This window comes from Neobacillus sp. BP17, assembly GCF_059579525.1.
Genome location: NZ_CM184198.1, coordinates 3,667,033 through 3,690,986, shown reverse-complemented (window position 1 = coordinate 3,690,986; position 23,954 = coordinate 3,667,033). Strand labels below are relative to the sequence as shown.

Genomic DNA, 23,954 nt, shown 5'->3' with positions numbered 1-23,954 from the left:
CGATATATGTATTTTACGAATGACGGAAATCAGCGTACGATATACTCTATAGTTAATTTAGGAATGAAAAGGAGTTTATTAGCTCCTTTTTTGCATTATGGAGGGATTTTTTCGATGAAACTTGGAGTTATCATCTTACAGGTATTATTTTTACATGTATTCTTATTTCTCGGCGCGTCACTGAAAGAGGTAATTCCACTTCCTATTCCTGCGTCTATGTTCGGCCTGTGCCTTCTATTTCTCGCGCTCTACATCAAAATAATCAAATTGGAATGGGTGGAAAAAGGAGCAAATTGGCTGTTAGCCGAGCTGTTGCTTTTCTTTGTCCCATCAGCGGTGGGAATTGTCAATTATGATGAAATACTTAGTGTTGAAGGGGCAGAAATTGTCGGTTTGATAGGGATTAGTACGATTATTGTTATGGGAATTACCGCACTAATTGCTGAAAGAATAACGGGTAGGAAAAGGAGTGAGCAGCATTGATGATGTTTTTATTTACGATTGTAACATTTCTTGTCTACCGACTTTCGAAGAAGGTTCATTCAAAATGGAGTCTGTTCCTTTTCCATCCTTTATTGCTGGCCCCTATTTTATTAATTATATTGATTTCCGTAACGCATGTCTCAGCCAATCAATACCTAGAGGATACAAAATGGCTGTCACATTTATTGGGACCAGCGACAGTTGCGTTTGCTGTACCGATTTATAAACACTTAAAGATTATTAAAAAATATGTGGGTACGATTATCATCAGTATCACCTCTGGCTCACTTGTGGCGATCTTTTCTACTTTTGGTTTGTCGAAATTGTTTCACTTAAAATATGACTTTATCACATCGATGCTTCCAAGGTCGATTACAACGCCGATTGCCATTGAGGTTTCAAAAGAAATTGGCGGTCTGCCAACCTTAACAACGGTTTTCGTCATTTTAACGGGGATTATTGGCAGCATTGTTGGGCCATCGGTGATCAAAGGGCTATCCATTAAAACACCCATCGCCAAAGGCCTTGCATTAGGCATGGGTGCCCATGGAGCAGGAACAAACAAAGCGTTTGAATACGGGAAACAAGAAGCAACCTTCTCATCCCTTGCCATGATCTTCGCAGCATTAATTACCTTAATTTGGGGTGCTCTTCTCATACCACCACTAATGCATTTTACTGTCTGAAAATATAAAGGTGTCAGGCACCATGTGAATTTTTCACATGGCGCCTGACACCTTTTCCTAATGATTTGGGACACGTGTTTGTTTTTGATAGCTAGTTTTGAGTCTGCCTGTTGGTTTTTCCCAAAAGTATGCAAGGTGGGGTGTATTTTGGTTAAAGAGTTCAATAAGTTCATGGAAGTTTTTCATCTGATATACATTAAAGGCGATGCCCTTTTCTGTTTTTACTTGAAAATAACATGTGGTGGTATTATTTTCACCTGCCGATTCTTTCTCATAATAAAGGGTGTCCGTTACGTCTTCCCATGTATACTCATTAACAATTGTCCCTTTTCTTTGGTTCGCGATGGTGACAGTAAACCCTTTTTCATGACAAATAACCGTGGTGTCATTGCCAAAGAAATACATAATTAGAAATATGACGAGGGCAATAATAACGATAATTGATCCAATTAATACGTTAATAAACATGAATCCAATTCCAATAAAACAAAAAATAAGTCCAAAAATACCAGAAGATCTGGATGACGTTTTATTTGCGAATTCTCTGTTCAAAAAAAATCCCTCCTTTAGTAAGAAGGGTATGCTTTCCACTATGTTAAATGACTGAACAAGTCTAACAGATGGTAAGAAAATTAACCGACAAATTGTGCAAAATCAAATGATAAAGTGAAATCTTTCATCATAAGATTGTTTCTTTAGCATTTAATAACTGTAAGAGTTCGCGAACAGCATAGGAAAAACCATCTTCGTCATTAGTTTTTGTGATAATATCGGCTTTTTGTTGAACAAGGGCAGGGGCGTTCCCCATTGCAACAGACGTGGTTGCGACTTCAAACTGGGCAAGGTCATTACCGCCGTCACCAAAGGCAATAATTTCCTCAAAAGAAAGATTCATCATTTGCTGGTATCGTAATAATGCTTTTCCCTTATGGGCTTCACTCGAGGTCATTTCCACATTGTTTGGAAAAGAAGAAGCCATAGAAATATCAAATTTCCCATCTAAGGCGGCTTTAACTTTTTCAATTTCTTCTACTTGGTCAAGATGGACCAAAGCAATAAGTTTATAGATTTTTAGATTGTCTTTTTCAAGAATTGTATCATAATTAAATGTTTGAAAAAGTTCATCCAACTCCTGTTTACTTTTGCCGTGTAATGGCGGCAATGTGGAAGGAAAACCTCCATAATTCGTGTAAACAAGAATGCCTACACCTAGTCCTTTCAGTTTCTCCAAAATATTTTTGTAGGTGGAAATAGGTAAGACAGCCTCATACATTAATTCTCTAGTTTCTGAATATAAAACGGACCCATTGATACAAAAGATCGGAATCTCCATATTTTGAACAGCTTTTAATTTAATGACATCTGCGTAAGCCCGTCCTGTATTCAAAATAAGGCAGTGACCTTGAGCCTTTAATTCGTTTAAAACTTTCTCATTCTCCACAGAAATTTCATGCTGCGAGTTTAATAATGTACCGTCTAAATCAATTGAAATACATTTCATAATATCAAAATTCCTTTCCATTCCATCATAAAGACAACTATATCAGATTTACACACAAAAATGGGATTCCAAATTTTATAGTTAAATGAGAAATAGTGGTGCCTGACACCAATAATCAGGAAATGATGCTTGAATATTTAACATTTTAGTTGATATAACATTTTTTTCCTTCTATAATCAATACAATAACCTTATTGGTGAAGTGTACTGTCCCATTCCTCACGTTACTTTTTCACAGATTGTTTTTAAGAATAAGAGATCGGGAGTGAATTGTGATGATATTGAGAATTAGTGAAATAACTGGATTTCTTCATGACTTTGAGAGATATGCTCACCAGGATGGTACGAAGTATTATCTTACATTAAACACGTTAAGTCCAAAAGGTACACTTACGATTATGAAGTATCCAGAGGGGAATTTTACCTATCACCGAAAAAATGAAAATTATTGGGACATTAAAGAAGTTGATATTGACCTGGAGATGTTATCTGATATTATATGGGGGTTTAGAAAGACCATTAACGATATGATCTTAGCGGGTACGATGGCACATTAGTGGTTTCATAAAAAATAACATAGCCTCCTGAACATGCAAATTCTTGTTTTCTTGCAATAATCCATCATTTGAAAAGTATGTTTTCGGGAATTTATGGATACGATATTGTCGAGGTGATGGAATGGCAACGGCTAAGTTAGGCGATACAATTTCCTTTCAACGGGATGGAAAAAACCTTGAAGGTGTCGTTTCTGGGATAAGGGAAAATTCTGTTATGGTCCAATATGGATTCTCGAAGGAGAAAGATGAGCCTCTGACAACCATAGTCAACCATAAAAATTACAAAATTAAGAAGTAAGCGTAAATTAGGAGTTCTTTCCATTAGTGGGGAAAGGGCTCTTTTTTGTGGCAGGGGTGCAATAGACGGCGGCTAAAAACAAAGAGCATTTAATTGGCACATTATGGATAAATCAGTTAATCTGTAAAAGTACGTTTTTTTCAAAGGCTAATGGTGGAGCTCACCATCATAAAGAAATAAAAGGGAACGGGGGATGGATAGATGGCGATTACAAATAATAAGCAGTCGACGATTGTTGCGCTTTTGCTTGCAGGAACTTTTATTGCTATTTTAAATCAAACTTTGATGATTACAGCGATACCTCCAATTATGGAGGAAATGAATATAACCGCTAACAGTGCGCAATGGCTGACAACCGTTTTCATGTTAGTTAATGGAATCATGATTCCGATTAGTGCATTTCTATTAGAGCGGTTTACAACAAGGCAGTTGTTTCTTACGGCGATGAGTATTTTTGCTGTTGGAACCCTTGTAGGCGGAGTTGCACCTAATTTTGAACTACTTCTATTAGGAAGGATTATACAATCTGGCGGGGCAGGGATTATGCTTCCCTTAATGACAACGGTATTTCTGATGATTTTTCCAGTCAATAAACGGGGTGCCGCCATGGGGCTGGTCGGTCTAGTCATATCCTTTGCGCCGGCAATTGGTCCGGCACTGTCAGGATGGGTTACCTCACAATATTCATGGCGAGTCCTGTTTTTTATCATTTTGCCAATTGCTCTTATAGATATTCTTGTTGCGTTCTTTGCTTTAAAAAATGTAACTGAGGTATCAAAACCGAAAATGGATGTTATTTCCATCGTGTTATCTACACTAGGTTTTGGCGGCTTGTTGTATGGGTTTACTTGTGCAGGAAATTATGGATGGGCAAACCCGACCACGCTTTTAACTTTAGGAATTGGTGGATTGTCACTGCTTCTATTTATTACCAGGCAGTTAAAGCTTAAACATCCCATGCTTGAATTCGGTGTATTTAAGTATTCCATTTTTCCATTTGCCATTATCATTGGTATGATTGGCTTTATGGGATTGATTGGGGCAGAAACGATTATCCCTTTATTTATGCAGCGGATGCGCGAATTTACGGCTGTGGAGGCAGGCATCGCACTATTACCTGGTGCGCTAATCAGTGGATTGATGGCACCAATTATTGGGAGAGTGTTTGATAAAATCGGCGCGAGATGGTTAGTAATGATTGGTTTAACAATTATGACTGCATCTTCGTTTGCTTTTACGAATTTGGGTCCTTCGACGACAATGACCTATATTACTGTTTTATACGGGGTCAGAATGTTTGGCTTTTCGATGGTAATGATGCCGGTCGCAACATCTGCCTTGAACCAGTTACCCAAACAATTAATCCCCCATGGAGCGGCCGTGGATAATACGATGAAAATGATTGCAGCCTCTGTTGGTACTGCTATCCTTGTCACGGTTATGACGACCACAGCGGAAAATGCCCAGACACGCCCAGAGATTTCCAATCCAGATATGTATGGAGCCAATGTCGCGTTTATGGTCATATCCATCCTGTCACTATTAGCCCTCATTCTTTCCTTTTTTATAAAAAATAACCCTCAGACAGAAGGGGATGGAAAGCGACAAAAGAAGGTAAAAGTTAAATTGCAGGAGTAGATTGATTTATTAACCAAACAAGAACTCTGAAAAACAAAGGTAATTTGTTTTTCAGAGTTCTTTTCATTTGGCATGTCATTAGATCAGGGAATGAACCTTCTGATTAGGTTCATAATAAAACCAAAAGGAGGGAACAAAATGGACCAAAAATACAATACAGGCGATGATGCTGCAATTGAATTAAAAAAGGCGTTAAACAAAAGCCGGCCCCGAAGCAATCCGAATATGAGTGAAGCCGAGCAGAAACTTAAATTGCAAAATAAGAAAAGCTAAGGGAGTTAATGGAGGTTATCAATAGGAGGTGAGAAAATGCCGAAGAATAATCCAATTGAGTATTCCGGGAAAGTTCTAGATCAAAGAAATGATCTTACTGGACCAGATGAAGGAAAGGGTACCTATCCTGAACGGCCAATGCATGTACCGATTCAAGACCCAACCAGCAAAAAAGGGAAATAAATGAGGCTTGGGCTAAAGAAACGGTAAAAAGTTACTATGTGTTAAACGAAAAAGGCGGAACAGCGATTCGTTATTCGTTCAGTTTTCGTAGTAAATAAAAATGGCGTAATAACCTACATAAACACCTCATTTAAGTTGACAAAATAGAAGATAATGAAGCGGTATTTAATGAACTTGAAAAATTAACAAAGCAAGTAAAAAGGAAAGGTGTCAGGCACCGACCAAGCACTGACACCTTTCTTTTTATTTAATAATCGGTAACGATAAAGCCTCTCTCAAGAAAATCCTCAATGACTTCGCTAACTTGAAAGGAAATCTGCGGCGAATCATAATTTTCAAAGACGTGTTCACAGCTATTTTTGTAGTTCATGGTTTCATCATAATGGGCCATGTGGCGAGCAATGTCTTGATCATTATCTTGTCGTACTTTCTGTCTTTCAATAACCGTATCACGGTCGGCATAGATGAAAAAGCGCATGACACGATCACCGTACATTTGTTTTAATTTTTCGGTTCCTTCGGGATTTAATGTGAGGTATACGAGGTTGTGGGATTCGAATGCTTTAACAATGTCCTCTTCGCGAATACCATAATGGATACCATCGATTTCTACACATTCAAGAAACTCCTGATTTTCTTCCATTTTTTTGAATGTGTCTTCATTAATAAAATGGTAGTCTTCCCCATTCTTTTCATAGTGACGAGGAGAGCGAGTCGTGTAGGAGATGACTGTCTCCATGTCAAAAGCGGTCGCTACCATTTTGGCAACTGTTTTTCTTCCTGAACCATCTGGTCCTGTGTAAATGAATAGCTTTTCCTTGTTCTTAATATTATACATAGATAACCTCCTGAAATGGATTATATAAAAAAGAATCTACCTATTGGCAAATGCTTTTTAGTATTACACCATTATTTGGTCGGACTGGTAATATTTTAATTATATCAAAAAGTTGCAGAAAGAAAAGTTTGACTCTTCAATTTTTTAAAAGACTATGCTTTAGTACTAAAATACAAAGAAAATCAATTGAAGCTCACACTCACTTTCAAGGTAAAGTTAGTGTGGGCTTTTTTTGTACCAAATGTAGTCCGTTTATATCTACGTCTTAAGTCGTAGTGAAAAATCAAGCTAAAGCGCAATTATGAAACACTATGAAAAAAGGTAAGATGAAATCAAGATAAAGTTATGAAAAGTTAAGTGAAACGAAGGAGGATAATAGCATGAAAAAATTTGGTTTGCTGTTGGTGGGTGTAATTGCAGCATTTATTTTACTAAAAACCATTGGTCCAATGGTGGGGTTACTTGTCAGCTTAGCGATTCTTTACTTCATTTATAAACAGTTTTTGAAGGCGGAATCTACAGGGTGGAAAGTGGGGTTAATCATCATCGGCTTAATTGTCTTATCAGCAACCATCCACCATATCCCAGCTCTTATCGGGGTAGGGGCAGCTTATGTACTATTTCTTGTTTATAAACAATGGAATAAAAATAAAAAGCCGCCAGTGAACAAAGAGTCCGACCCATTTGAAAATTTTGATAAACAATGGAATGAATTAAACAAATAACTGTGTTAAAGGTTAATGTTTATTTTGGTACTCTGTTGTTTGGAGTGGAAGGCACGAAGACTCCTGCGGGAGTACGGGGCAGGGGAGACCCCGCAGGAGCAAAGCGACGAGGAGGCTCCCCGGCACGCCCGCGGAAAGCAAAGTGCCTGAAACGGAAATCAACAGACAAGTTTAACACAGCCAAAAAAATAATAATCAAAGGGGAAAATGAAAATGGCAAACTTATTGACTAAAATTAAAGATCTTATTATTGCTGATTTGAATGAAACGCGTCAACACAAGGAAAAACAAAGTCCAATCGCTTTACTAAATCAATACCTTAGTGAGTGTGAACAAGAGACAGAGAAAGTTGGTAAACTAGTCGAACGCCAAGCAAGTTTGAAGGAAGAATTTACGCGAGAATATCATCAGGCAACAGAGCGAGCGGAAAAAAGGAAGTACCAAGCAGACATTGCTTCAAACGCTGGTGAAACAGAACTCTACCAATTTGCAGCAAAAGAGCATCAGCAATATGCTGAGCGTGCAGAACGTCTGAAGACATCGCTTGCGCAAGTTTCGGAGCAGTTAAGTGAATTAGAAAGAAAGCACGATGAAATGAAACATAAGTTAAAAGACATGCATCTGCGCCGGATGGAATTAATGGGACGCGAAAATATCACACGGGCTAATCTCAAAATCAATCAAGTTGCAGAATCCAGTTCTGTCCCGGACCAATTTTCATCCAAGTTTAAGGATATTGAAAACTATTTGGAACGATTAGAACAAAAGGTGAACCACTCCTTTTTCCACAGCACAATTGATGCACGGATGGAGCAGTTAGAAAAAGAAAGGGGTAAGCAGGACGAACAATCTGTGAACCTAACAAAAGAATAACGTGAAAAGGGCAGTGATTTGGGGATCACTGCCTTTTTGTTGAACGGAAGGCCCTATTATGGGTATGAATCTTATTATCTTACGTATATGTAGTATGAGAATCAATAAGAAATCAATGCTCAGAAAGGGGAATATATTTTGTGGTACTATCGCAATAATGTAAATGGTGCTTTTAATATGTATAGTTACTATGTCGGAGCAAACCCTCCAACATCAACAAATCCAACCCCCATTTTTCCAAAAATCAATAAAACCGTCTTTTTAAGTCCGTTCACCTATATTGTCGGCGATGTCACGATTCGCAGTAATACGTTTATTGCCCCATTTGTCAGTATCCGTGCAGATGAAGGGACGCCATTTCATATCGGAAGCAACTGTAATTTACAGGATGGTGTGATCCTGCATGGCTTAAAAAACAAACAGATAGAGATTAATCACAAGAAATACTCTATTTATATTGGGGACGAGGTATCCTGTGCCCACGGGGCGCTGATTCATGGTCCTTGTCAGATTGATCAAAAGGTATTTATTGGATTTAAGTCTATCGTTTATCATGCCAGGATTGGTGAGGGCAGTTTCATTGCCTCCGGAGCCATTGTTACCGGTGGTGTGACACTTAAACCGGGCAGCTTTGTCCCACCCGGAGCTCACATTGATTCGGAGAAAAAGGCGGATTCCTTATCCCAAGTTCCAAAAAATGAAGTCGAATTTGCCCGTGAGGTCCAGCGGGTAAATCAAGAATTTCCTTCTGCCTATTCGATTGTTTTTGGGGAAAATCGGTGCACATGTGGTTTATCGTATTGATCATATTGAAAATCGTGTTGGATTAAATTTGTACCTTGCAAGAGAATCTTTCGTGTAGAAGGTTTGCATTAATAGGCGGTCTCTGTTATAGTAAGGAAGAATTATTTTTGTTTGTCGGTAGGATAATAAGTGCTAAACTTTCTGTCTTGAAGATCTGAGCAAGGATAGTAACACAATGTGTGCAAAGCACACGAGGAGGAAACAACAAATGGAACAAGGTAAAGTGAAATGGTTTAATGCAGAAAAAGGATTCGGATTCATCGAACGTGAAGCAGGAGACGACGTATTCGTACACTTCTCAGCTATCCAAAGCGAAGGTTTCAAATCTTTAGACGAAGGTCAAGCTGTAACATTTGAAGTAGAACAAGGTCAACGTGGACCCCAAGCTACTAACGTCCGCAAAGCATAATAAGAATCAATAGATATAAAAGACTCTTTTGTAGAGTCTTTTTTTTTGTGTCCAATAAAACATAAAAAAACCCTACTCGGCAGTCGAGTAGGGCGGGTATTAGAATAACGTAAAGCAAATGGTATACAGAGTATAGCACACAATCATAGTAATCCCTAATCTTTTTTACAAAGTTATATTTTCCCATTCCCCCACATACTAATCCCAAGATCACTTTTAACCATATTATTTTTCAATTTTTAAAGGAAAAATTAACTATTTAAAGGTTTTCGAGCCTATTTTGTTGAATTAAAAAGGTAAGGATTTTGGAGTGAGGTGGGGAGAATGAACGATATCCAATTAGCTTTTATCGACGAATCAGGTGATTATAGTTTTGATTTTGAAAATAATGAAGTCTCAACCCACTTTATTATCGTAACTATTCTAGCAAAAGAATCTAGTAAAGAATGGTTAGAACAGGAAGTTGAGCAAGTTCGACAAAAATATTTTTCAACCGAAGTTATGCAATCAGACAAAATCGACAGCCCCCATGTAAGAATTCAACTATTAAATGAACTGAAGGATCTGCCGTTTAATATCTATGCCTACATCGTCGACAAAAGGAAAATTAGAGAAGAGAGCGGCATCATGTTTGAAAAGACGTTTATTAAATACATGAATCGGTTGATATATGATGACTTACAAAGAACCTTTGATCAGCTTGATCTTGTTTTGGTTGAACAGGGATCGAAAGAATTCATGAATGAATTTAAAACCTATATCACCGAAAAAAGTATTCCCGATCTATTTAATTACTCCACCTTTGGATTTAACAACAATTCATCAGAGATTCTCCTTCAATTGGCTAATATAATCGCTGGGACGATTGCAAAAGGGTATGATCAACCTCAGTACTCGGAGCATTATCCACATTTTCATAAAATCATTAAAAAGAAAATCATTGCAATGAATTTATGGCCGCAGAACTATAAAAATTATTTGCATGATTACATATCAAGGAATCAGGACACTCAGTTTGATGAGGTTATTTTTCAACAATCGGTGAATTTAACCATTCATTACCTAGAGAAAAATAAAAACAATGAAGACTTAGATGAAAAAATTAGAATTGATTTTCTCAAGTTTTTGCTATTTAATCTGCGAGAAAACCCAAATGAATATGTCTACACGCAAGAAATTCTCGATAATCTTAATGCTATTCGGGTGAACAAAATCAATCACCATTACTTCAGGTCTAACATCGTCTCCAAGCTCCGGGATAGCGGTCTGTTAATTGCCAGCAGCAATAAGGGCTATAAATTGCCGGTTTGTTTAACAGACGTATACGATTTTGTTAATTTATCCAGCCTAACGATTCACCCGATGATTCAAAGAATATCCAAGTGCCGCAATCAAATTCTATTGGCCACAAACAATGAGATCGATATTCTCGAAAATAATGAATATGAATATCTAAAAAAAATGATAGAGATGGAAAAATTTTTGGTTACGGAATAAAGGTCAGTCCCTGCTAGCAATCGTTAGTAGGGAACTGCCCTTTTTTTACTTTTTTATAAGAGAATTGTAAAATACATCTATTTACCTAATTTACTGAATAGTGCGGATTTGTTAAAATATTACTAAAGTATAAAACTATTCATAATATATATGTAAGATTATTTTGAAATAGTTTTTTCGATAAACAATCCATTGTCCCTCAGATAAATCCAACGATGTAATGAGGAGTAGTTACTAGAGATTGAGAAAATCATCCAGGAGGGATTCGGTGAGTTTACAAATATTCGATATTTTACAATTAGAAATTATGAAAGACGCTAAAGTGTTATCTGGGGCAAAACTTATTAACAAAACTGATGTTAAATGGGTATCTGCTATCGAAATGCCGGTCGAGAACTTTGTTCGAAAGAATGAATTTGTTTTAACAACAGCCATAGGTTGTGGCCATAATCTTGAGGAATTTGAAAAATTTGTTAAAGATATCATGGATTCCGAAGCATCCGCACTAGCTGTAGCGTTAGGACGGCATATTTATGAAATCCCGAAAGAAGTCATTGAAATGGCCGAAAAGAATAATTTTATAATTATTGAAATACCATGGGAAGTCCGTTTTTCGAGTCTAATAGAAGCGGTCATGTTGAGGTTAAATCATGTCTCAAACGAAGAAAATCGGAAATCAGAAAAAGTTCAGCAGGATCTTTTAAATTTAATTTTAAAAGAGGCAGACCTTGCATGTATATCAACCTATTTACATGAGCACCTAGGATTCCCTGTCATTATCACTGATCAAACTGGTACCATTCATGCCCAAAGTAAAGAGATACCGAATTTATTGGAAAACTGGAAGAGGTATGTTGTTAAAGGAATCATCCCTGCTCTTAAGACGGTATCCTTATCTTCACATGACCCTATGATTCAGAAAATTCAATTGATTAATATAGAAGAGCATTGCATTGTACAACTTCCGGTTATTCAGGTCTCTGAAAATACACATAATTATCTGTTTGTCATACTGTCATCTGATATAAATTTGGATTGTTTTTTATCACAAAATACAGTCAATGTTCTCGAGCATGCTGCGACAACAATAGCACTGTGGTTCTCAAGGAAAAATGCAGTAGAAGAAACAAAAATAAAACTCCATGCTTCTTTTATTAACGAGCTAATTAATGGAGAATTTAATTCCTGGGAGCAAGCAAATTCAAGGGCTGAACTTATTGGCTATAATTTGAAACTCCCATATCTTTGCATAATTGGAGCTCCAGAAAATTTAAAAGAACTTTTTAAAAAAAGGAAGTTAACCCAAGCGGCTTATCAACAATGGGCTGATAGCATGATCCATTATATAAAAGAAGAAATATTCTATGCGGCACAAGCATTAAATAAAGAAGTAATGATTACCTATTATGAAGAGAAACTGTTGGTTTTTCTTGAAATTTCACTAGATAATAAGAATGAAAGTATTACGAACTTTTTAGATCTTGTGGATCGCCGAATGAAGAATTTGCTGCCCAACGTCATTATTTCTTGGGGGATTGGTAATTATAATGAGGAAATTTCTGGTTTTAAAGAAAGTTATCAAAATGCGAAAATTGCCTTAAATATCGGCAGGAATAAAAAAGGGATTGGTCATCGGGTTATGTATGAAAATACTCGTATCGACCGTCTACTGTTAAATCTATTTCAAAATCCTGATATGAAAGAAATCATTATGTCGACCATCGAGCCTCTAGTAGAATATAATACACAGCGGAATCTTGATTTAATAGAAACGATAAGTACATATAACCAATATCAAGGGAATGTAAGTCAAACCGCTAGAGCACTATTTTTACATAGACAATCTTTACTCTACCGTTTACGGAAGATTGAAGAATTAACGGGTCTTTCACTTGTCGATCCTGATGATTTGTTTTTATTAGATTTAAGCATAAAAACATGGAAAATGGGATGTTAATACATCAAAAAAGCCAACTATCATAGTTGGCTTTTTTGATGTCCATAGATTCGTTATTGTTTAAACTGGATAAATTTATTAAATAAATTCATACAAAATTGTCATTGTTCAATAGATAGTGTTTATCTAAAATATAACTAACACTCTAATGTTTTAAAAATTCAAATAATTTAGTAATATTGAAAGGAAGTGACCGCTATTAATACGTATGTTGAACTATTACCATCTTTATTAAATGGAGCAAAGGTTACCGTGCAAGTCCTTCTATTGTCTATGATTTTTACTTACTTAATTGCATTTCTTGCGGGACTTGGAAAGTTATCTAAATTTAAAATGATAAGAGGAATTAGTACGTTTTACATTGAAATATTCCGGGGAACATCACTGCTTGTCCAATTGTTCTGGATATACTTTGTGCTCCCTTTCTTCGGAATAGAATTATCCGCACTAGCGGCAGGTGTGATTGCTATGTCATTATGCTACGGGGCGTATGCATCAGAGATTGTTCGCGGGGCCATTCTTTCTATTCCAAAAGGTCAGACGGAAGCTGCGATCGCTTTGAATATGACACCTTTTCAAAGAATGAGGAATATTATACTTCCTCAAAGTTTAAAAATCATGCTTCCTGGTTTTGGGAATATCTCGATTGAATTAGTGAAGGGAACTTCACTTGTCTCATTAATAACTCTCGGTGATCTAACCTATCAAGCCTTAACAATAAGGAATACTAATATTGGACAAACAACAGAAATCTTCACATCGTTACTCGTTATTTACTTTGTCATTGCCCTGCCTCTTATTATAATAGCCCGTTGGTTAGAACATAGAACTTCTGTAGGAGGTGTTTAAAATGAATATTTGGGATTGGAATTATGCAATGGAGGTATTTCCAGTTATATTTAAAGCCATGTGGACAACATTGTCAGCCACTATTGTTGCGTTTGGATTGGCTATGATCCTTGGATTAGGATTAGCTGTCCTCCGCCGTTCGTCATTTAAACCGCTCACATGGCTAGTGATTGGGGTAAGTGAATTTATTCGGGCAACCCCGCCACTAGTACAATTATTATTTGTATTCTATGTGTTACCATTTTTCGGCATATCTTTATCCCCTTTTGTTGCTGGAACACTTGCCTTAGGTGTTCATTACAGCACGTATTGTGCGGAGATTTATCGTTCTGGAATTAATTCTGTTCCGCGTGGACAATGGGAGGCAGCAACGGCCCTTAATTTCACTAGCAGCCAGAAATGGACGAGGGTTATCCTTCCACAAGCCATTCCACCGATCATACCAATGTTAGGTAATTATCTAATATCTATGTTTAAAGATACTCCAATATTATCAGCAATCACAGTGGTTGAAATGCTGCAAACGGCAAAAATTGCAGGTTCTGGGTCATTTCGTTATTTGGAACCATTCACGATTGTAGGTTTACTGTTCTTACTACTAAGCTATCCATCTGCATTACTCATTAATAGATTAGAAGTGAAATTGAATCGAAGAATGGTAGTGAAAAAAGAAAAAAATTCTAAACATAAGGGAGTGGCGGCATAATGCTGGCAGCTAAAAAACTAGAATTTGTAGAGGAATTAGCAATTAACACAGGAGTTCCACTAGTTTCATATAAGCAGGTAAGTAAATCATTTGGTGATATTAAAGTAATTCGGGAGTTAGATTTTGAAGTATCTCCAGGTGAAAAAGTGGCGATTATTGGGCCAAGTGGATCAGGCAAAACAACCTTAATCAGGCTATTAATGACTTTAGAGGAACCAACCTCAGGAGTTATTGAAATTAACGGTGAGCCTCTCTGGCATAAAGAGGCAAAGGGGAAGCTCGTAAAAGCAGATGAGAAGCATTTACATAAAATGCGGGGACAAATTGGAATGGTCTTTCAGCAATTTAATCTTTTTCCACATATGACAGTTTTGCGAAACTGTATTGAGGCACCGGTAAAAGTGCTCGGAATGAGCCGTAAAGACGCTGAGGAACGTGCTAAGGCCATGTTAGAAAAGGTAGGGTTAGGGAACAAATTAGATAGCTATCCTGCACAATTATCGGGTGGACAACAGCAGCGTGTGGCCATTGCGCGTGCACTCGTGATGCGTCCAAAGGTCATGCTGTTTGATGAACCAACGTCAGCTCTTGACCCAGAACTAGTAGGTGAGGTACTTGATGTTATTCGAGAAATTGCTGCTGAGGGTGAAATGGCGATGATATTAGTAACCCATGAAATGGATTTTGCAAAAGATGTCGCTGATCGAATCGTCTTTACAGATGGAGGGAAAATCGTCGAACAAGGGCCGCCAAAAGAGGTATTTGAGAATCCGAAAAGTGAGCGTCTTCAGGCCTTCTTGAAAAGAATGAGATAGCAGTCAAAAAGATCCCCTTAGTTCCGATCATTCATCGGCCTAAGGGGATCTTTTTATTTGGCTATTTCTATTATTATGATTTACAAATTTGCTCTGTTTTCATATCACCAGGTAGTTCATTTTCAGAGAATCCAAACGGACTAATAATTTTTAGTAATTCGCCAGAATCCTTTAACTTTTGCAACTCAGCATTAAAGGCATCTCGGAATTCAGTATCATCTAAACGGAAAGCAGATGCTCCAAAACCTTGAGTTGGTTTCCCATCAATAATTGGTTGTTTAAAATCTTTTACTCTATCAATTTCATTACTTCCAGCACTTTCTAACATTGCTTCCAATGAAGGACCGGTCATCGTAATGGCATCTACTCGTTTCGCAAGAAGAGCTTGTACAGCTGAAGGAATATCTGGAATAATAGTGATTTGTTTGTCTGGAATTCCTGAACTCTTTAAATAATCATGTTCAATCGCTCCAGCCATGACTCCAACTTTTGCATCAGGATTTGCTTTAATATCTTCGTAGCTTGTTAGCCCAAGTGGATTTTTTGCTTTAACTCCTAAGGCAGCCCCAATTGTGTATTCTGGCTCTGCGAAGCTCACTTGTTCACAACGATCGGGTTTAATAAACATTCCGGCTGTAATCATATCAAATCGCTTGGCTTTGAGGCCAGGAATTAATGATCCAAATTCTGTAAGGACACCATTAACCTCTTTAACTCCTAAATTTTTTAACACTGCACGGGCCACTTCAACTGCCTCACCAGTTATTTTTCCATTGCTGTCTTGATAAGCATAAGGTTTCTCATTCGCAAATCCGATCGTAACAACTCCTTTACTTTTTACCTTTTCTAAAGTTGACTCTGATGATCCATTTGTTTCTTTTGAAACTGAATCGCTTACTTGACATGCAGTCAAACCTAGCAACATGAGCAGGCCTAGAATAGATAGTAATTTTTTCATTTTTTTCCTCCTTCTACTTTTCTGATTTTTCCGAAACTTAATCTAAGTTTAGCTTTTACACTAGCTATTGACTATTACCAAAATGTCGAAATAGTTAGACGTTTTTTCTACAATTTGAAGGAGTAAACTATTAATTGTATTGATGTTAAATTCTTAATAATGTAAAATTTTAAAATATCGATGTACTTTTGATACCTTCATAATTTGCATTTACTAATGTTGAAAAATAATTTTTCTGGAGGTTTTAAGTCAAGTGCTGACAATACAGGATGTTCTAGAACTAGATATATTAAGTGGAGCCAAAGTAAGAACAGCAAAAAACAAGTTGTCAAAACAGCCAGTCGAATGGGTTTCGATTATGGATATTCCCGTAGAAAATTATATTCGTAAAAATGAGTTTGTCCTGAATACAGGTGCAGGATCAGGAAATAACATGGAAGTTTTTCATCAATTTGTAGAAAGTGTGTATGAATCAGGTGCCTCGGCCCTTGCAATTGCCAAGGGTAAGTATATTAAGGATATCCCCAAAAGCGTGATTAAGTTTGCAGAAGACAAGGAGTTTCCTATTATTGAAATCCCTTGGGAAATTCGCTTTGCTGAAATTTCTCATTGCATTATGAATAAGATTAATAGTGAGCAAAACCAAGAGATGCAGCTGGTTGAAAACATCCAACAAACGCTTCTAAATATGATCCTGAATAATCAAAATCTATCAAAGATCGCCGATTTTGTGGCAGAAAAAATAGGTAAGTCCATCATTGTTGTTGATAAAGCCAATGACATCAAAGGGAAAAGTATGAATGCTAATGATTTGATCGAAAAATGGAATCATCATACGGCTACCAAAGAAGTTGTCTCGCGAATATCATTAAAGAATAGTCAACATCCACTGCTTACTAGAATCGAAAGAATTAACCTACTGAATAGCGTTATTTTACAAATCCCGATCCAGTCGACGAATCGGTTTCAAGGGTATCTAAATATTGAAATTAAAGATGAAACAAAAGTAGAGTCCTTTCTTTCCATTCAAAATGTTAGTGTTCTAGAACATGCCTCTACAGTCCTTGCGATGTGGTTTCTTCGTGAAAACGCAATTGAAGAAACAAAAATGAAACTAAGAGGGGACTTTGTCTGGAGTCTAGCAAAGGGAGATTTTTCTAGCTGGGATCAAAAGATTTCACAAGCCAAATCTCTTGGTTATGTTTTGGAACTGCCCTATATTTGTCTAATCGGGACTCCTGAAAACTTACAGGAACTTTACTATCGAAATTATTCAGATTCACCCTTCGAACGATGGAAAGAAAGCATGCTTCACTATATTCAGGACGAAATTTTTCTAGTAGCTAATATGGTAAAGCAAAAAGTAATGACGACAGATCATCGAAATGACATTATCTTATTTGTAGAGACGTCGTTAACAAGTAAATCTGATAAAGTACATAACTTTCTTGATTTATTAAATCGCCGCTTAAATAAATTATTACCCGGGGTCATTTTATCTTGGGGAATGGGCAGATGTCATGAGGGCGAGAGAAGGTTTTCAGAGAGCTTTTTGGATGCTCAAAAAGCTTTACATATTGGTAGAAAGAAAGACGGAGCAGGTTGTTGTACCAACTATGAGGATACAAGAGTGGAACGCGCGTTATTAAGAATTGCGAATGATAAAGAAATGAGTGAAATTGTCAATCATACGATCCAATCCCTTATAAGCTACGACGAACAAAAAAACGCAAACTTAATGGAAACAGCAATGGTTTATAATGCAAATCAAGGGAAAACAAGTCAGACGGCAAGGGATTTACATCTACACCGGCATACTTTACTCTATCGATTGAAAAAAATTGAATCGCTCACAAATCTTTCGTTATTCGACCCTGAAGATAGATTTCTGTTAGAATTGAGTATAAAGTTATGGAAGCTTGGCGAGGATTCTGCAGAATAGGATAGGACGACTTATCATGGACAGGCATTTTTGCCTGTCCTTTTGCGTGGGAAAAATATACCCAACTTCAAAATGTCGTAAGTTCATAAAAATAGTTCCAACAAAATGTCTAATGACGTGTCCAAGAACGGAGAGTTAAGATGAATTCAGAAGATTTAGGATATTCCTAAAAAATCTGAACAATATGTTTGAGAGGTGTGGATACAGAATGAACAATCTGCCAAAGACAGCTGATGTTGTCATAATCGGCGCGGGGTTAATGGGGTGCAGCACGGCCTATGAGCTTGCGAAGAGAAATGTAAAAAACATTGTGGTGTTAGATAAAAATGCAATCGGATCAGGCGCCACCGGCCAATCAAGCGGTGTGCTTCGCGGCCATTACAGCTATCCCATATTAACGCGAATGGCTGTGCAAAGTTTGGAAACCTTTAAATACGCAAACGAGATTTTAGGAAATGAAGTCGGCTACAAGCCTGTAGGGTATATGTTTGGTGTCGATCATGAAAATATTGAAACATTGAAAAAGAATGTAGAAATGCAAAAGAAAAATGGCGTGAATACAAGTATCGTATCAAAGGAAGCAGTCAAAAAGGAAATATGGCCCGAATTGGATACGGAGCAATTCGGTGCATTTGCCTATGAACCTGAAGGTGGTTATGGTGATCCGGTTCTAACCAACCAAGCCTTTGCGGATGCTGCGAGGGCATTGGGAGTTACAATTAAGCAGCATTGCGGTGTGAAGAGGGTGTTGACAAGTGATGATGGCAGCAAGGTTGTAGGGGTAGAGACCATTGATGGTCAGGTAATCTTTACTCCATATGTCATTGTAGCGGCTGGAGTAGGAGCCCACCACATAATGAAAAATGTGGGTGTGAATGTACCAGTTAAAGGGCAGCGGGCACAACTCATTTATATTTCTCCAGGTGCTTCATTGGGCAAGGTTCCTTCTTTTGGAGATTTTAAGCATGACCAGTATATTAAACCTGAAGTAAGCAGCGGTCACCTGCTTCTTGGGAATGCCGATCATGCTGATCCACAATATATTGATCCGGCTGATTATGATGCGGACCAGTACCCTAAGCATGCGACTGAAGCGGCGATAGAGAAGGCAATAATGAAATTCCTAAGCTGTTTTCCATCGCTCGAACAAGCTAAGTTGTTAGCTAGTTATTCTGCGGCCTATGAAGTGACACCAGATGGAATTCCGTTTATAAGTCGAACGCCGATTGTTGGTGCCTACCTTTGTACAGGGTTTAGCGGTCATGGATTCAAAATAGCACCAAGCGTAGGGAAATTGACGGCGGACCTAGTATTGGTAGGGAAAAGTAAGCAAGAAGGCATTGATCTTGCTCCGTTCCGATTAACCCGTTTCGAAGAAAATGATTTACTTTTACCTGATCATCCATATACCACAACAGTTAATAGCCACGTCTAAAATGTAAATTTCTTAGGAAAAAGGAGGTAAACGAGGATGAATATTGTTGTCATTTTGAAACAAACATTTGATACAGAAGAAAAAATCATCATTGAAAATGGGGAAGTGGTTAACGACAATGCCCAGTTAATTATTAACCCATATGATGAATATGCGGTGGAGGAGGCTGTTAAGTTAAAAGAGGTGCATGGCGGTGAGGTAACAGTTATTACTTTGGGACGATCTGAGGCTGAAAGTGCCTTACGGACAGCACTTGCGATGGGCGCCGACAATGCCGTCCTGATAGAAAATGAGGACGATTTGTCACTGGACGAGCAGGGGATTGCAAAAATATTAGCGGCTGCCATCAAAGAAAGAGATTTTGATATTATTCTAGGCGGGAATATGTCGGTAGACAATGGTGCGAGCCAAGTAGGACCTCGAATAGCGGAGGAACTGGGAATTGCCCATGTAGCCACGATTACGAAATTGGAGATTAAAGACAGCTTCGTTAAGGTTGAAAGGGACGTGGAAGGAGATTTGGAAATCATTGAATCCGCTTTGCCAATATTAGTTACGGCTCAGCAAGGCTTGAATGAACCGCGTTATCCATCATTGCCGGGAATTATGAAGGCGAAAAAGAAACCGTTGGAAAGACTGGACATTGAGGATTTAGATATTAGTGAGGATGATCTTCAGTCGAAATCGAGAATCATCGACTACTATTTACCGAAGAAAAAAGAGGCGGGACAAATTCTAAAAGGTGACATCCAAGCTCAAGTAAAAGAGTTAGTTCTGTTGCTACATGGTGATATTAAGGCTGTTTAAAGGGGGAAAAATGATGACGAAAGTACTTGTACTCGCAGAAGCTAAAAATGGAAAAATGAGAAACGTTTCTTTTGAAGTTTTAACTGTGGCTGCTCGAATCGCGAAGGGTGATGAAGTTACCGCTTGTGTATTTGGAAGCGATGCAGAAAGATATTGTCAAGAACTTGCAAAATATGGAGCACAGAAAGTGTTCATTGTTGACCATGAAGAATTAAACAATTATTCCCCTGATGGTTACAAACAGGCTTTGTTAAATGTTATTGATGAAGTAAAGCCGAAAGTGGTCTTAACAGGACATACGTCGATCGGTAAAGACATTTTTCCTCGCGCAGCAGCACGATTAAATGCAGCAGTTATTTCAGACTGTATCGAAGTAGAAGCTGGCGAGGAAATTGTTTTCACTAGACCGATTTATTCAGGAAAAGCGTTTCAAAAGAAAGTAGTTACTGACGGTCTCATTATGGCTACGATTCGGCCAAACAATATCCTAGCAATTGAAAACCAAGCTATTAGTGAATCAATCAAATTGCTAGTAGAGATCAAAGATTTACGGACAGTGGTTAAAGAAGTGGTGAAGAAAGCTTCTGGTAAAGTCGATCTTTCAGAAGCTAAGGTGATTGTATCCGGTGGACGGGGCTTGAAAAGTTCCGAAGGATTTAAACCATTACAAGAGTTAGCGGGGGTTCTCGGTGGGGCAGTTGGGGCATCTCGTGCCGCTTGCGATGCAGAATATTGTGATTATTCCTTGCAAATTGGCCAAACAGGGAAAGTGGTTACCCCCGATTTATATATTGCTTGCGGTATATCAGGTGCGATTCAGCATCTAGCAGGAATGTCCAGCTCTCAGGTCATTGTTGCGATTAACAAAGATCCAGAAGCGAATATTTTTCAGATAGCTGATTATGGGATTGTCGGAGATTTGTTTGATGTTGTGCCATTATTAACAGAAGAATTTAAGAAGATTATTGCTGAAAAGCAAGCGATTACAAATTAATATTTGAGAGATTAATAAATTTGGGGCTGACATTTTTACCTTTGGTCAGCCCTCTCATTTTTATTAGATGGGGTGAATCCATACGGATAAATGAATTACCTAAAGCAGCATAATGGTTTTGTCAGTCGGCTAAGAAGTATTTGGGATATATTATGAAAGATTGTTTTTCTATCGTTAAAACTGTATGAAAAGTTACTTTAGATTATAGTCAGTTTTGGCAATGGATATCCCAAATAGATGGATTTAGTATCATTAATATAAATACATAATTTTAGGTTCTAGGAGGGGGATTGTATGACTTTTACTAAACTAATAAAAACATCCAAAGATATCGACATTCGCGATGTTTGGGAAGCAAGAAAACGAATAAGCCCGATTATTAACAGAACTCCGATTATTCATTCTTTGATTCTATCAGAAAAAATCGGTCGTAATGTATATTTAAAGCTGGAAAATATTCATGAAGTAGGAGCCTTTAAAGTGAGGGGCGCTGCTAATAAAATTCTAAGTTTAAGCGAAGAAGAAAAAAGACGCGGGGTTGCCACGTTTTCAACAGGAAATCATGGGATGGCTGTAGCGTATATTGCCAAGAAGCTTGGAATTGATGCGGTTGTTTGTATTTCCAATCGGGTCCCCAAGGCAAAAGTGGACTCACTAAAAAGGCTTGGTGCTCAAATTGAAATTGTTGGTGACAGCCAAGACGACGCAGGAGTGCGGTGCTATCAATTGGAGAAGGAAAAGGGATTAACTGTAATAGAGCCCTTTGATGATCCCCATGTGATAGCTGGACAAGGAACGATCGGGTTGGAATTATTGGAGGATCTTCCTCATTTAACAGATGTGATTGTTCCGCTTTCAGGTGGCGGGCTGCTCTCTGGAGTTGGCTTGGCCTTAAAGTCCAATGATAAGAACCTTCGGGTAACAGGTGTTTCTATGGAAAAATCTGCGGTAATGTATGAAAGCTTAAAGGTCGGCAAACCAGTCGTTCTAGAGGAAAGCGAGACACTTGCAGATAGTTTACTAGGTGGAATAGGACTTGATAATCAATACACATTTCAAATGGTCCAGCAATATATGGATGATGTCTTACTTATTCCTGAAAAGGAGATTGCCTATAGTATGGCTTTTATGATGGATAAGCACCGAATCATTATGGAAGGGGCAGCCGCGACAGGAATTGCGGCAGTTTTAGGGAACAAAATCCCTCACCAAGAAGGGGACTTAGCAGTTATTATAAGTGGTCATAACGTTGATTTATCCGTCCTGCATACATTAATTCAAAAATATATTAGTGAATAAAAAGGTTAATAAAATTACCAGATACTTCTTACCTAAGAAGTCCCTAATAACTAGGGAACAATAGGTAAAGAGGTATCTGGTTTTAATTTTCATCAAAAATACTGCTACCTAACAAACAACTCTCTAGGGAATCTTGTAATGGTTTCGCAGCCACTTTCAGTAACCCTTATCGTTTCAGTGATTGCTACACCATAACCTTCCAACCACATCCCAGGCATCATATGGAACGTCATATTCGGCTTTAAGACAGTTTTATCTCCTGGTTTAAAAAATGCTGAATTTTCCATCCACACTGGTGGATAGCCTATGCCAACAGTATAGCCCATTCTAGATTCTTTTTCTAAACCGTATTTGTTAATGGTAGCTTGCCAAGCTTGTTCTACCTCTTCACATGTTACACCCGGCTTTACTGCAGAAAGGGCTACATTTAATCCCTCAACGACAATTTTAGCCGTTTCTCTAACTCTCGCAGGTGGCTCCCCAATAAAGATGGTCCTTGTTAACGGTGCATGATATCGTTTGTAACTTCCTGATAGTTCCATATATACTAACTGACTATCTTGATATTTTCCTTCTGTGGTCCATGAGAAGTGGGCTCCTGCTGTTCTTTCTCCTGCAGGCATAACAGGTGCCAGTGCAGGATATTCCCCACCATACACTCCCGTTCCTTTCACTAAGTCACTATATACGCCAGCTGCAACCTCGGATTCTCTTACTCCCACGCCAATTTTCTCGATTGCATTATACATTGTCTTTTCTACTATTCTAGCTGCTATCTGCATGTATTCTAATTCTCTTACCGATTTTTGTCCTCTTACCCAGTTTACAAGTGCTGTCGCATCAACCAAGGTCGCATCTGGCAAAACTTTCTCTAATCGGTTATACCAATGTGCATTAAAATAATAGGCATCAAATTCGAGTCCTATTTTTTTATTATGAAGCCCTTTTTCTTTTAAAAATCCTCCTATAAAATCCATTACATGCAAGACCTTTGGTTCCCACAAATATTTGTCTGGATAGGAAATCACATTTTCATCACACATCCAAGTGGTTTCGGATGCGCAATACAAATCTTGCAATCTGATGAAACATACTGGCTCCTCAAGGCCTGTTGCAATGATTACTCCCTGTGGTACGTAATAGGACATCGCATCATATCCCGATACATAGTTCATGTTTGAGGGATCAGTTATTAATAATACTTCGATTCCTTGTTCTTCCATACTTGTCTTTACTTTTCTTACTCGTTCCTGGTATTCCGTTTTTTCAAATGGCAACATGTTCGTCTACCTCCATTTCATCTTCTTTATTCATCATACTGAAAAGAAAGTGGAACAATCATCCGACAGATTGTTGGAATAAAATCGCGATAAAAGTGCATTTTGACAAATTTGACTAGAAACGAACAAAAACGTTCATACAATCTG

The 23,954-nt window shown here is 37.9% G+C and carries 26 protein-coding genes; 21 read left to right on the top strand and 5 right to left on the bottom strand.

Going from position 1 to position 23,954, the window contains the following annotated elements; genetic code table 11:
- Positions 1–114: 114 nt before the first annotated feature.
- Positions 115–483, top strand: coding sequence for a CidA/LrgA family protein (locus AC4QJR_RS17805; RefSeq protein WP_251463211.1), 369 nt, complete (start codon positions 115–117; stop codon positions 481–483).
- Positions 483–1,169 (top strand): LrgB family protein, encoded by a 687-nt coding sequence (locus AC4QJR_RS17800; protein ID WP_098576495.1) that lies wholly within the window; start codon positions 483–485, stop codon positions 1,167–1,169. The genes AC4QJR_RS17805 and AC4QJR_RS17800 overlap by 1 nt, the downstream gene beginning before the upstream one ends.
- Positions 1,170–1,226: 57 nt before the next feature.
- Here the strand turns inward: AC4QJR_RS17800 and AC4QJR_RS17795 are convergent, their stop codons facing one another.
- Together AC4QJR_RS17795 and AC4QJR_RS17790 are read right to left on the bottom strand one after the other, a co-directional pair.
- Complete coding sequence (locus tag AC4QJR_RS17795) at positions 1,227–1,721, bottom strand: SdpI family protein (RefSeq protein ID WP_098576481.1); 495 nt, start codon at positions 1,719–1,721, stop codon at positions 1,227–1,229.
- Positions 1,722–1,848: 127 nt separating this feature from the next.
- Positions 1,849–2,670, bottom strand: coding sequence for an HAD family hydrolase (locus tag AC4QJR_RS17790; protein WP_496523735.1), 822 nt, complete (start codon positions 2,668–2,670; stop codon positions 1,849–1,851).
- Positions 2,671–2,945: 275 nt separating this feature from the next.
- Here AC4QJR_RS17790 and AC4QJR_RS17785 point away from each other — a divergent pair, with 275 nt between their 5' ends.
- The 5 genes from AC4QJR_RS17785 to AC4QJR_RS17765 all read left to right on the top strand — a co-directional run bounded on the left by AC4QJR_RS17785 (position 2,946) and on the right by AC4QJR_RS17765 (position 5,619).
- Positions 2,946–3,227 carry a hypothetical protein gene (locus AC4QJR_RS17785; protein ID WP_251463214.1) on the top strand — a complete coding sequence of 94 codons (282 nt, stop codon included), beginning with the start codon at positions 2,946–2,948 and terminating at the stop codon, positions 3,225–3,227.
- A gap of 121 nt (positions 3,228–3,348) precedes the next feature.
- Positions 3,349–3,525, top strand: coding sequence for a DUF2187 family protein (locus AC4QJR_RS17780; protein ID WP_251463215.1), 177 nt, complete (start codon positions 3,349–3,351; stop codon positions 3,523–3,525).
- A 201-nt stretch (positions 3,526–3,726) separates the two neighbouring features.
- On the top strand, positions 3,727–5,163 hold the full coding sequence (locus AC4QJR_RS17775) for a DHA2 family efflux MFS transporter permease subunit (RefSeq protein WP_496523734.1): 1,437 nt from the start codon (positions 3,727–3,729) through the stop codon (positions 5,161–5,163).
- Between the two features lie 138 nt (positions 5,164–5,301).
- Positions 5,302–5,436 (top strand): hypothetical protein, encoded by a 135-nt coding sequence (locus tag AC4QJR_RS17770; protein WP_257148630.1) that lies wholly within the window; start codon positions 5,302–5,304, stop codon positions 5,434–5,436.
- 36 nt (positions 5,437–5,472) lie between these two features.
- Positions 5,473–5,619 carry a hypothetical protein gene (locus tag AC4QJR_RS17765; RefSeq protein ID WP_180230251.1) on the top strand — a complete coding sequence of 49 codons (147 nt, stop codon included), beginning with the start codon at positions 5,473–5,475 and terminating at the stop codon, positions 5,617–5,619.
- A 247-nt stretch (positions 5,620–5,866) separates the two neighbouring features.
- Here the strand turns inward: AC4QJR_RS17765 and AC4QJR_RS17760 are convergent, their stop codons facing one another.
- The gene (locus AC4QJR_RS17760) at positions 5,867–6,457 is read right to left on the bottom strand and encodes a guanylate kinase (RefSeq protein ID WP_496523733.1); all 591 of its coding nucleotides are present in this window, start codon (positions 6,455–6,457) and stop codon (positions 5,867–5,869) included.
- Between the two features lie 380 nt (positions 6,458–6,837).
- Between AC4QJR_RS17760 and AC4QJR_RS17755 the strand changes: the two genes are divergently transcribed.
- From AC4QJR_RS17755 to ehuA, 9 genes are all read left to right on the top strand, one after another.
- Positions 6,838–7,182: a lmo0954 family membrane protein gene (locus AC4QJR_RS17755; protein WP_496523732.1), complete on the top strand. Its 345-nt coding sequence runs from the start codon at positions 6,838–6,840 to the stop codon at positions 7,180–7,182.
- Between the two features lie 213 nt (positions 7,183–7,395).
- Positions 7,396–8,055, top strand: coding sequence for a PspA/IM30 family protein (locus AC4QJR_RS17750; RefSeq protein ID WP_496523731.1), 660 nt, complete (start codon positions 7,396–7,398; stop codon positions 8,053–8,055).
- Positions 8,056–8,193: 138 nt separating this feature from the next.
- Positions 8,194–8,859: an LbetaH domain-containing protein gene (locus tag AC4QJR_RS17745; protein ID WP_496523730.1), complete on the top strand. Its 666-nt coding sequence runs from the start codon at positions 8,194–8,196 to the stop codon at positions 8,857–8,859.
- Between the two features lie 208 nt (positions 8,860–9,067).
- Positions 9,068–9,268, top strand: a complete 201-nt coding sequence (locus tag AC4QJR_RS17740) for a cold-shock protein (protein ID WP_007083691.1) — start codon at positions 9,068–9,070, stop codon at positions 9,266–9,268.
- 324 nt (positions 9,269–9,592) lie between these two features.
- Positions 9,593–10,765: a DUF3800 domain-containing protein gene (locus AC4QJR_RS17735; protein WP_496523729.1), complete on the top strand. Its 1,173-nt coding sequence runs from the start codon at positions 9,593–9,595 to the stop codon at positions 10,763–10,765.
- Between the two features lie 268 nt (positions 10,766–11,033).
- The gene (locus AC4QJR_RS17730) at positions 11,034–12,722 is read left to right on the top strand and encodes a PucR family transcriptional regulator (RefSeq protein ID WP_496523728.1); all 1,689 of its coding nucleotides are present in this window, start codon (positions 11,034–11,036) and stop codon (positions 12,720–12,722) included.
- Between the two features lie 189 nt (positions 12,723–12,911).
- Positions 12,912–13,571, top strand: coding sequence for an ectoine/hydroxyectoine ABC transporter permease subunit EhuC (ehuC, locus tag AC4QJR_RS17725; RefSeq protein ID WP_496523727.1), 660 nt, complete (start codon positions 12,912–12,914; stop codon positions 13,569–13,571).
- A gap of 1 nt (position 13,572) precedes the next feature.
- A complete protein-coding gene (gene ehuD / locus AC4QJR_RS17720; RefSeq protein ID WP_496523726.1) occupies positions 13,573–14,277 on the top strand; it encodes an ectoine/hydroxyectoine ABC transporter permease subunit EhuD in 705 nt (234 codons plus the stop codon).
- Complete coding sequence (gene ehuA, locus AC4QJR_RS17715) at positions 14,277–15,092, top strand: ectoine/hydroxyectoine ABC transporter ATP-binding protein EhuA (protein WP_098573048.1); 816 nt, start codon at positions 14,277–14,279, stop codon at positions 15,090–15,092. Before ehuD ends, ehuA begins: the two co-directional genes overlap by 1 nt.
- A 73-nt stretch (positions 15,093–15,165) precedes the next feature.
- Here ehuA and ehuB read toward each other — a convergent pair whose 3' ends face one another.
- A complete protein-coding gene (ehuB, locus tag AC4QJR_RS17710) occupies positions 15,166–16,050 on the bottom strand; it encodes an ectoine/hydroxyectoine ABC transporter substrate-binding protein EhuB (protein WP_496523725.1) in 885 nt (294 codons plus the stop codon).
- A gap of 253 nt (positions 16,051–16,303) precedes the next feature.
- On the opposite strand from ehuB, the gene AC4QJR_RS17705 reads away from it, so the two are divergent.
- From AC4QJR_RS17705 to eutB, 5 genes are all read left to right on the top strand, one after another.
- Positions 16,304–17,992, top strand: a complete 1,689-nt coding sequence (locus AC4QJR_RS17705) for a PucR family transcriptional regulator (protein ID WP_496523724.1) — start codon at positions 16,304–16,306, stop codon at positions 17,990–17,992.
- Positions 17,993–18,200: 208 nt separating this feature from the next.
- Positions 18,201–19,427, top strand: coding sequence for an NAD(P)/FAD-dependent oxidoreductase (locus tag AC4QJR_RS17700; RefSeq protein WP_496523723.1), 1,227 nt, complete (start codon positions 18,201–18,203; stop codon positions 19,425–19,427).
- A 36-nt stretch (positions 19,428–19,463) separates the two neighbouring features.
- Complete coding sequence (locus tag AC4QJR_RS17695; RefSeq protein ID WP_496523722.1) at positions 19,464–20,234, top strand: electron transfer flavoprotein subunit beta/FixA family protein; 771 nt, start codon at positions 19,464–19,466, stop codon at positions 20,232–20,234.
- A gap of 10 nt (positions 20,235–20,244) precedes the next feature.
- On the top strand, positions 20,245–21,228 hold the full coding sequence (locus AC4QJR_RS17690) for an electron transfer flavoprotein subunit alpha/FixB family protein (protein WP_496523721.1): 984 nt from the start codon (positions 20,245–20,247) through the stop codon (positions 21,226–21,228).
- A 294-nt stretch (positions 21,229–21,522) separates the two neighbouring features.
- A complete protein-coding gene (gene eutB / locus AC4QJR_RS17685) occupies positions 21,523–22,527 on the top strand; it encodes a hydroxyectoine utilization dehydratase EutB (RefSeq protein WP_496523720.1) in 1,005 nt (334 codons plus the stop codon).
- 104 nt (positions 22,528–22,631) lie between these two features.
- On the opposite strand, the gene AC4QJR_RS17680 is transcribed toward eutB, so the two are convergent.
- Positions 22,632–23,807 (bottom strand): M24 family metallopeptidase, encoded by a 1,176-nt coding sequence (locus AC4QJR_RS17680; RefSeq protein ID WP_496523719.1) that lies wholly within the window; start codon positions 23,805–23,807, stop codon positions 22,632–22,634.
- Positions 23,808–23,954 lie beyond the last annotated feature (147 nt).

Bases quoted from the DNA above. Each gene is read 5' to 3' on its own strand.
- AC4QJR_RS17805 (WP_251463211.1), top strand. From the start codon at position 115: ATGAAACTTGGAGTTATCATCTTACAGGTATTATTTTTACATGTATTC.
- AC4QJR_RS17800 (WP_098576495.1), top strand. From the start codon at position 483: ATGATGTTTTTATTTACGATTGTAACATTTCTTGTCTACCGACTTTCG.
- AC4QJR_RS17790 (WP_496523735.1), bottom strand. From the start codon at position 2,670: ATGAAATGTATTTCAATTGATTTAGACGGTACATTATTAAACTCGCAG.
- AC4QJR_RS17785 (WP_251463214.1), top strand. From the start codon at position 2,946: ATGATATTGAGAATTAGTGAAATAACTGGATTTCTTCATGACTTTGAG.
- AC4QJR_RS17780 (WP_251463215.1), top strand. From the start codon at position 3,349: ATGGCAACGGCTAAGTTAGGCGATACAATTTCCTTTCAACGGGATGGA.
- AC4QJR_RS17775 (WP_496523734.1), top strand. From the start codon at position 3,727: ATGGCGATTACAAATAATAAGCAGTCGACGATTGTTGCGCTTTTGCTT.
- AC4QJR_RS17770 (WP_257148630.1), top strand. From the start codon at position 5,302: ATGGACCAAAAATACAATACAGGCGATGATGCTGCAATTGAATTAAAA.
- AC4QJR_RS17765 (WP_180230251.1), top strand. From the start codon at position 5,473: ATGCCGAAGAATAATCCAATTGAGTATTCCGGGAAAGTTCTAGATCAA.
- AC4QJR_RS17760 (WP_496523733.1), bottom strand. From the start codon at position 6,457: ATGTATAATATTAAGAACAAGGAAAAGCTATTCATTTACACAGGACCA.
- AC4QJR_RS17755 (WP_496523732.1), top strand. From the start codon at position 6,838: ATGAAAAAATTTGGTTTGCTGTTGGTGGGTGTAATTGCAGCATTTATT.
- AC4QJR_RS17750 (WP_496523731.1), top strand. From the start codon at position 7,396: ATGGCAAACTTATTGACTAAAATTAAAGATCTTATTATTGCTGATTTG.
- AC4QJR_RS17740 (WP_007083691.1), top strand. From the start codon at position 9,068: ATGGAACAAGGTAAAGTGAAATGGTTTAATGCAGAAAAAGGATTCGGA.
- AC4QJR_RS17735 (WP_496523729.1), top strand. From the start codon at position 9,593: ATGAACGATATCCAATTAGCTTTTATCGACGAATCAGGTGATTATAGT.
- ehuD (WP_496523726.1), top strand. From the start codon at position 13,573: ATGAATATTTGGGATTGGAATTATGCAATGGAGGTATTTCCAGTTATA.
- ehuA (WP_098573048.1), top strand. From the start codon at position 14,277: ATGCTGGCAGCTAAAAAACTAGAATTTGTAGAGGAATTAGCAATTAAC.
- ehuB (WP_496523725.1), bottom strand. From the start codon at position 16,050: ATGAAAAAATTACTATCTATTCTAGGCCTGCTCATGTTGCTAGGTTTG.
- AC4QJR_RS17700 (WP_496523723.1), top strand. From the start codon at position 18,201: ATGAACAATCTGCCAAAGACAGCTGATGTTGTCATAATCGGCGCGGGG.
- AC4QJR_RS17695 (WP_496523722.1), top strand. From the start codon at position 19,464: ATGAATATTGTTGTCATTTTGAAACAAACATTTGATACAGAAGAAAAA.
- AC4QJR_RS17690 (WP_496523721.1), top strand. From the start codon at position 20,245: ATGATGACGAAAGTACTTGTACTCGCAGAAGCTAAAAATGGAAAAATG.
- eutB (WP_496523720.1), top strand. From the start codon at position 21,523: ATGACTTTTACTAAACTAATAAAAACATCCAAAGATATCGACATTCGC.
- AC4QJR_RS17680 (WP_496523719.1), bottom strand. From the start codon at position 23,807: ATGTTGCCATTTGAAAAAACGGAATACCAGGAACGAGTAAGAAAAGTA.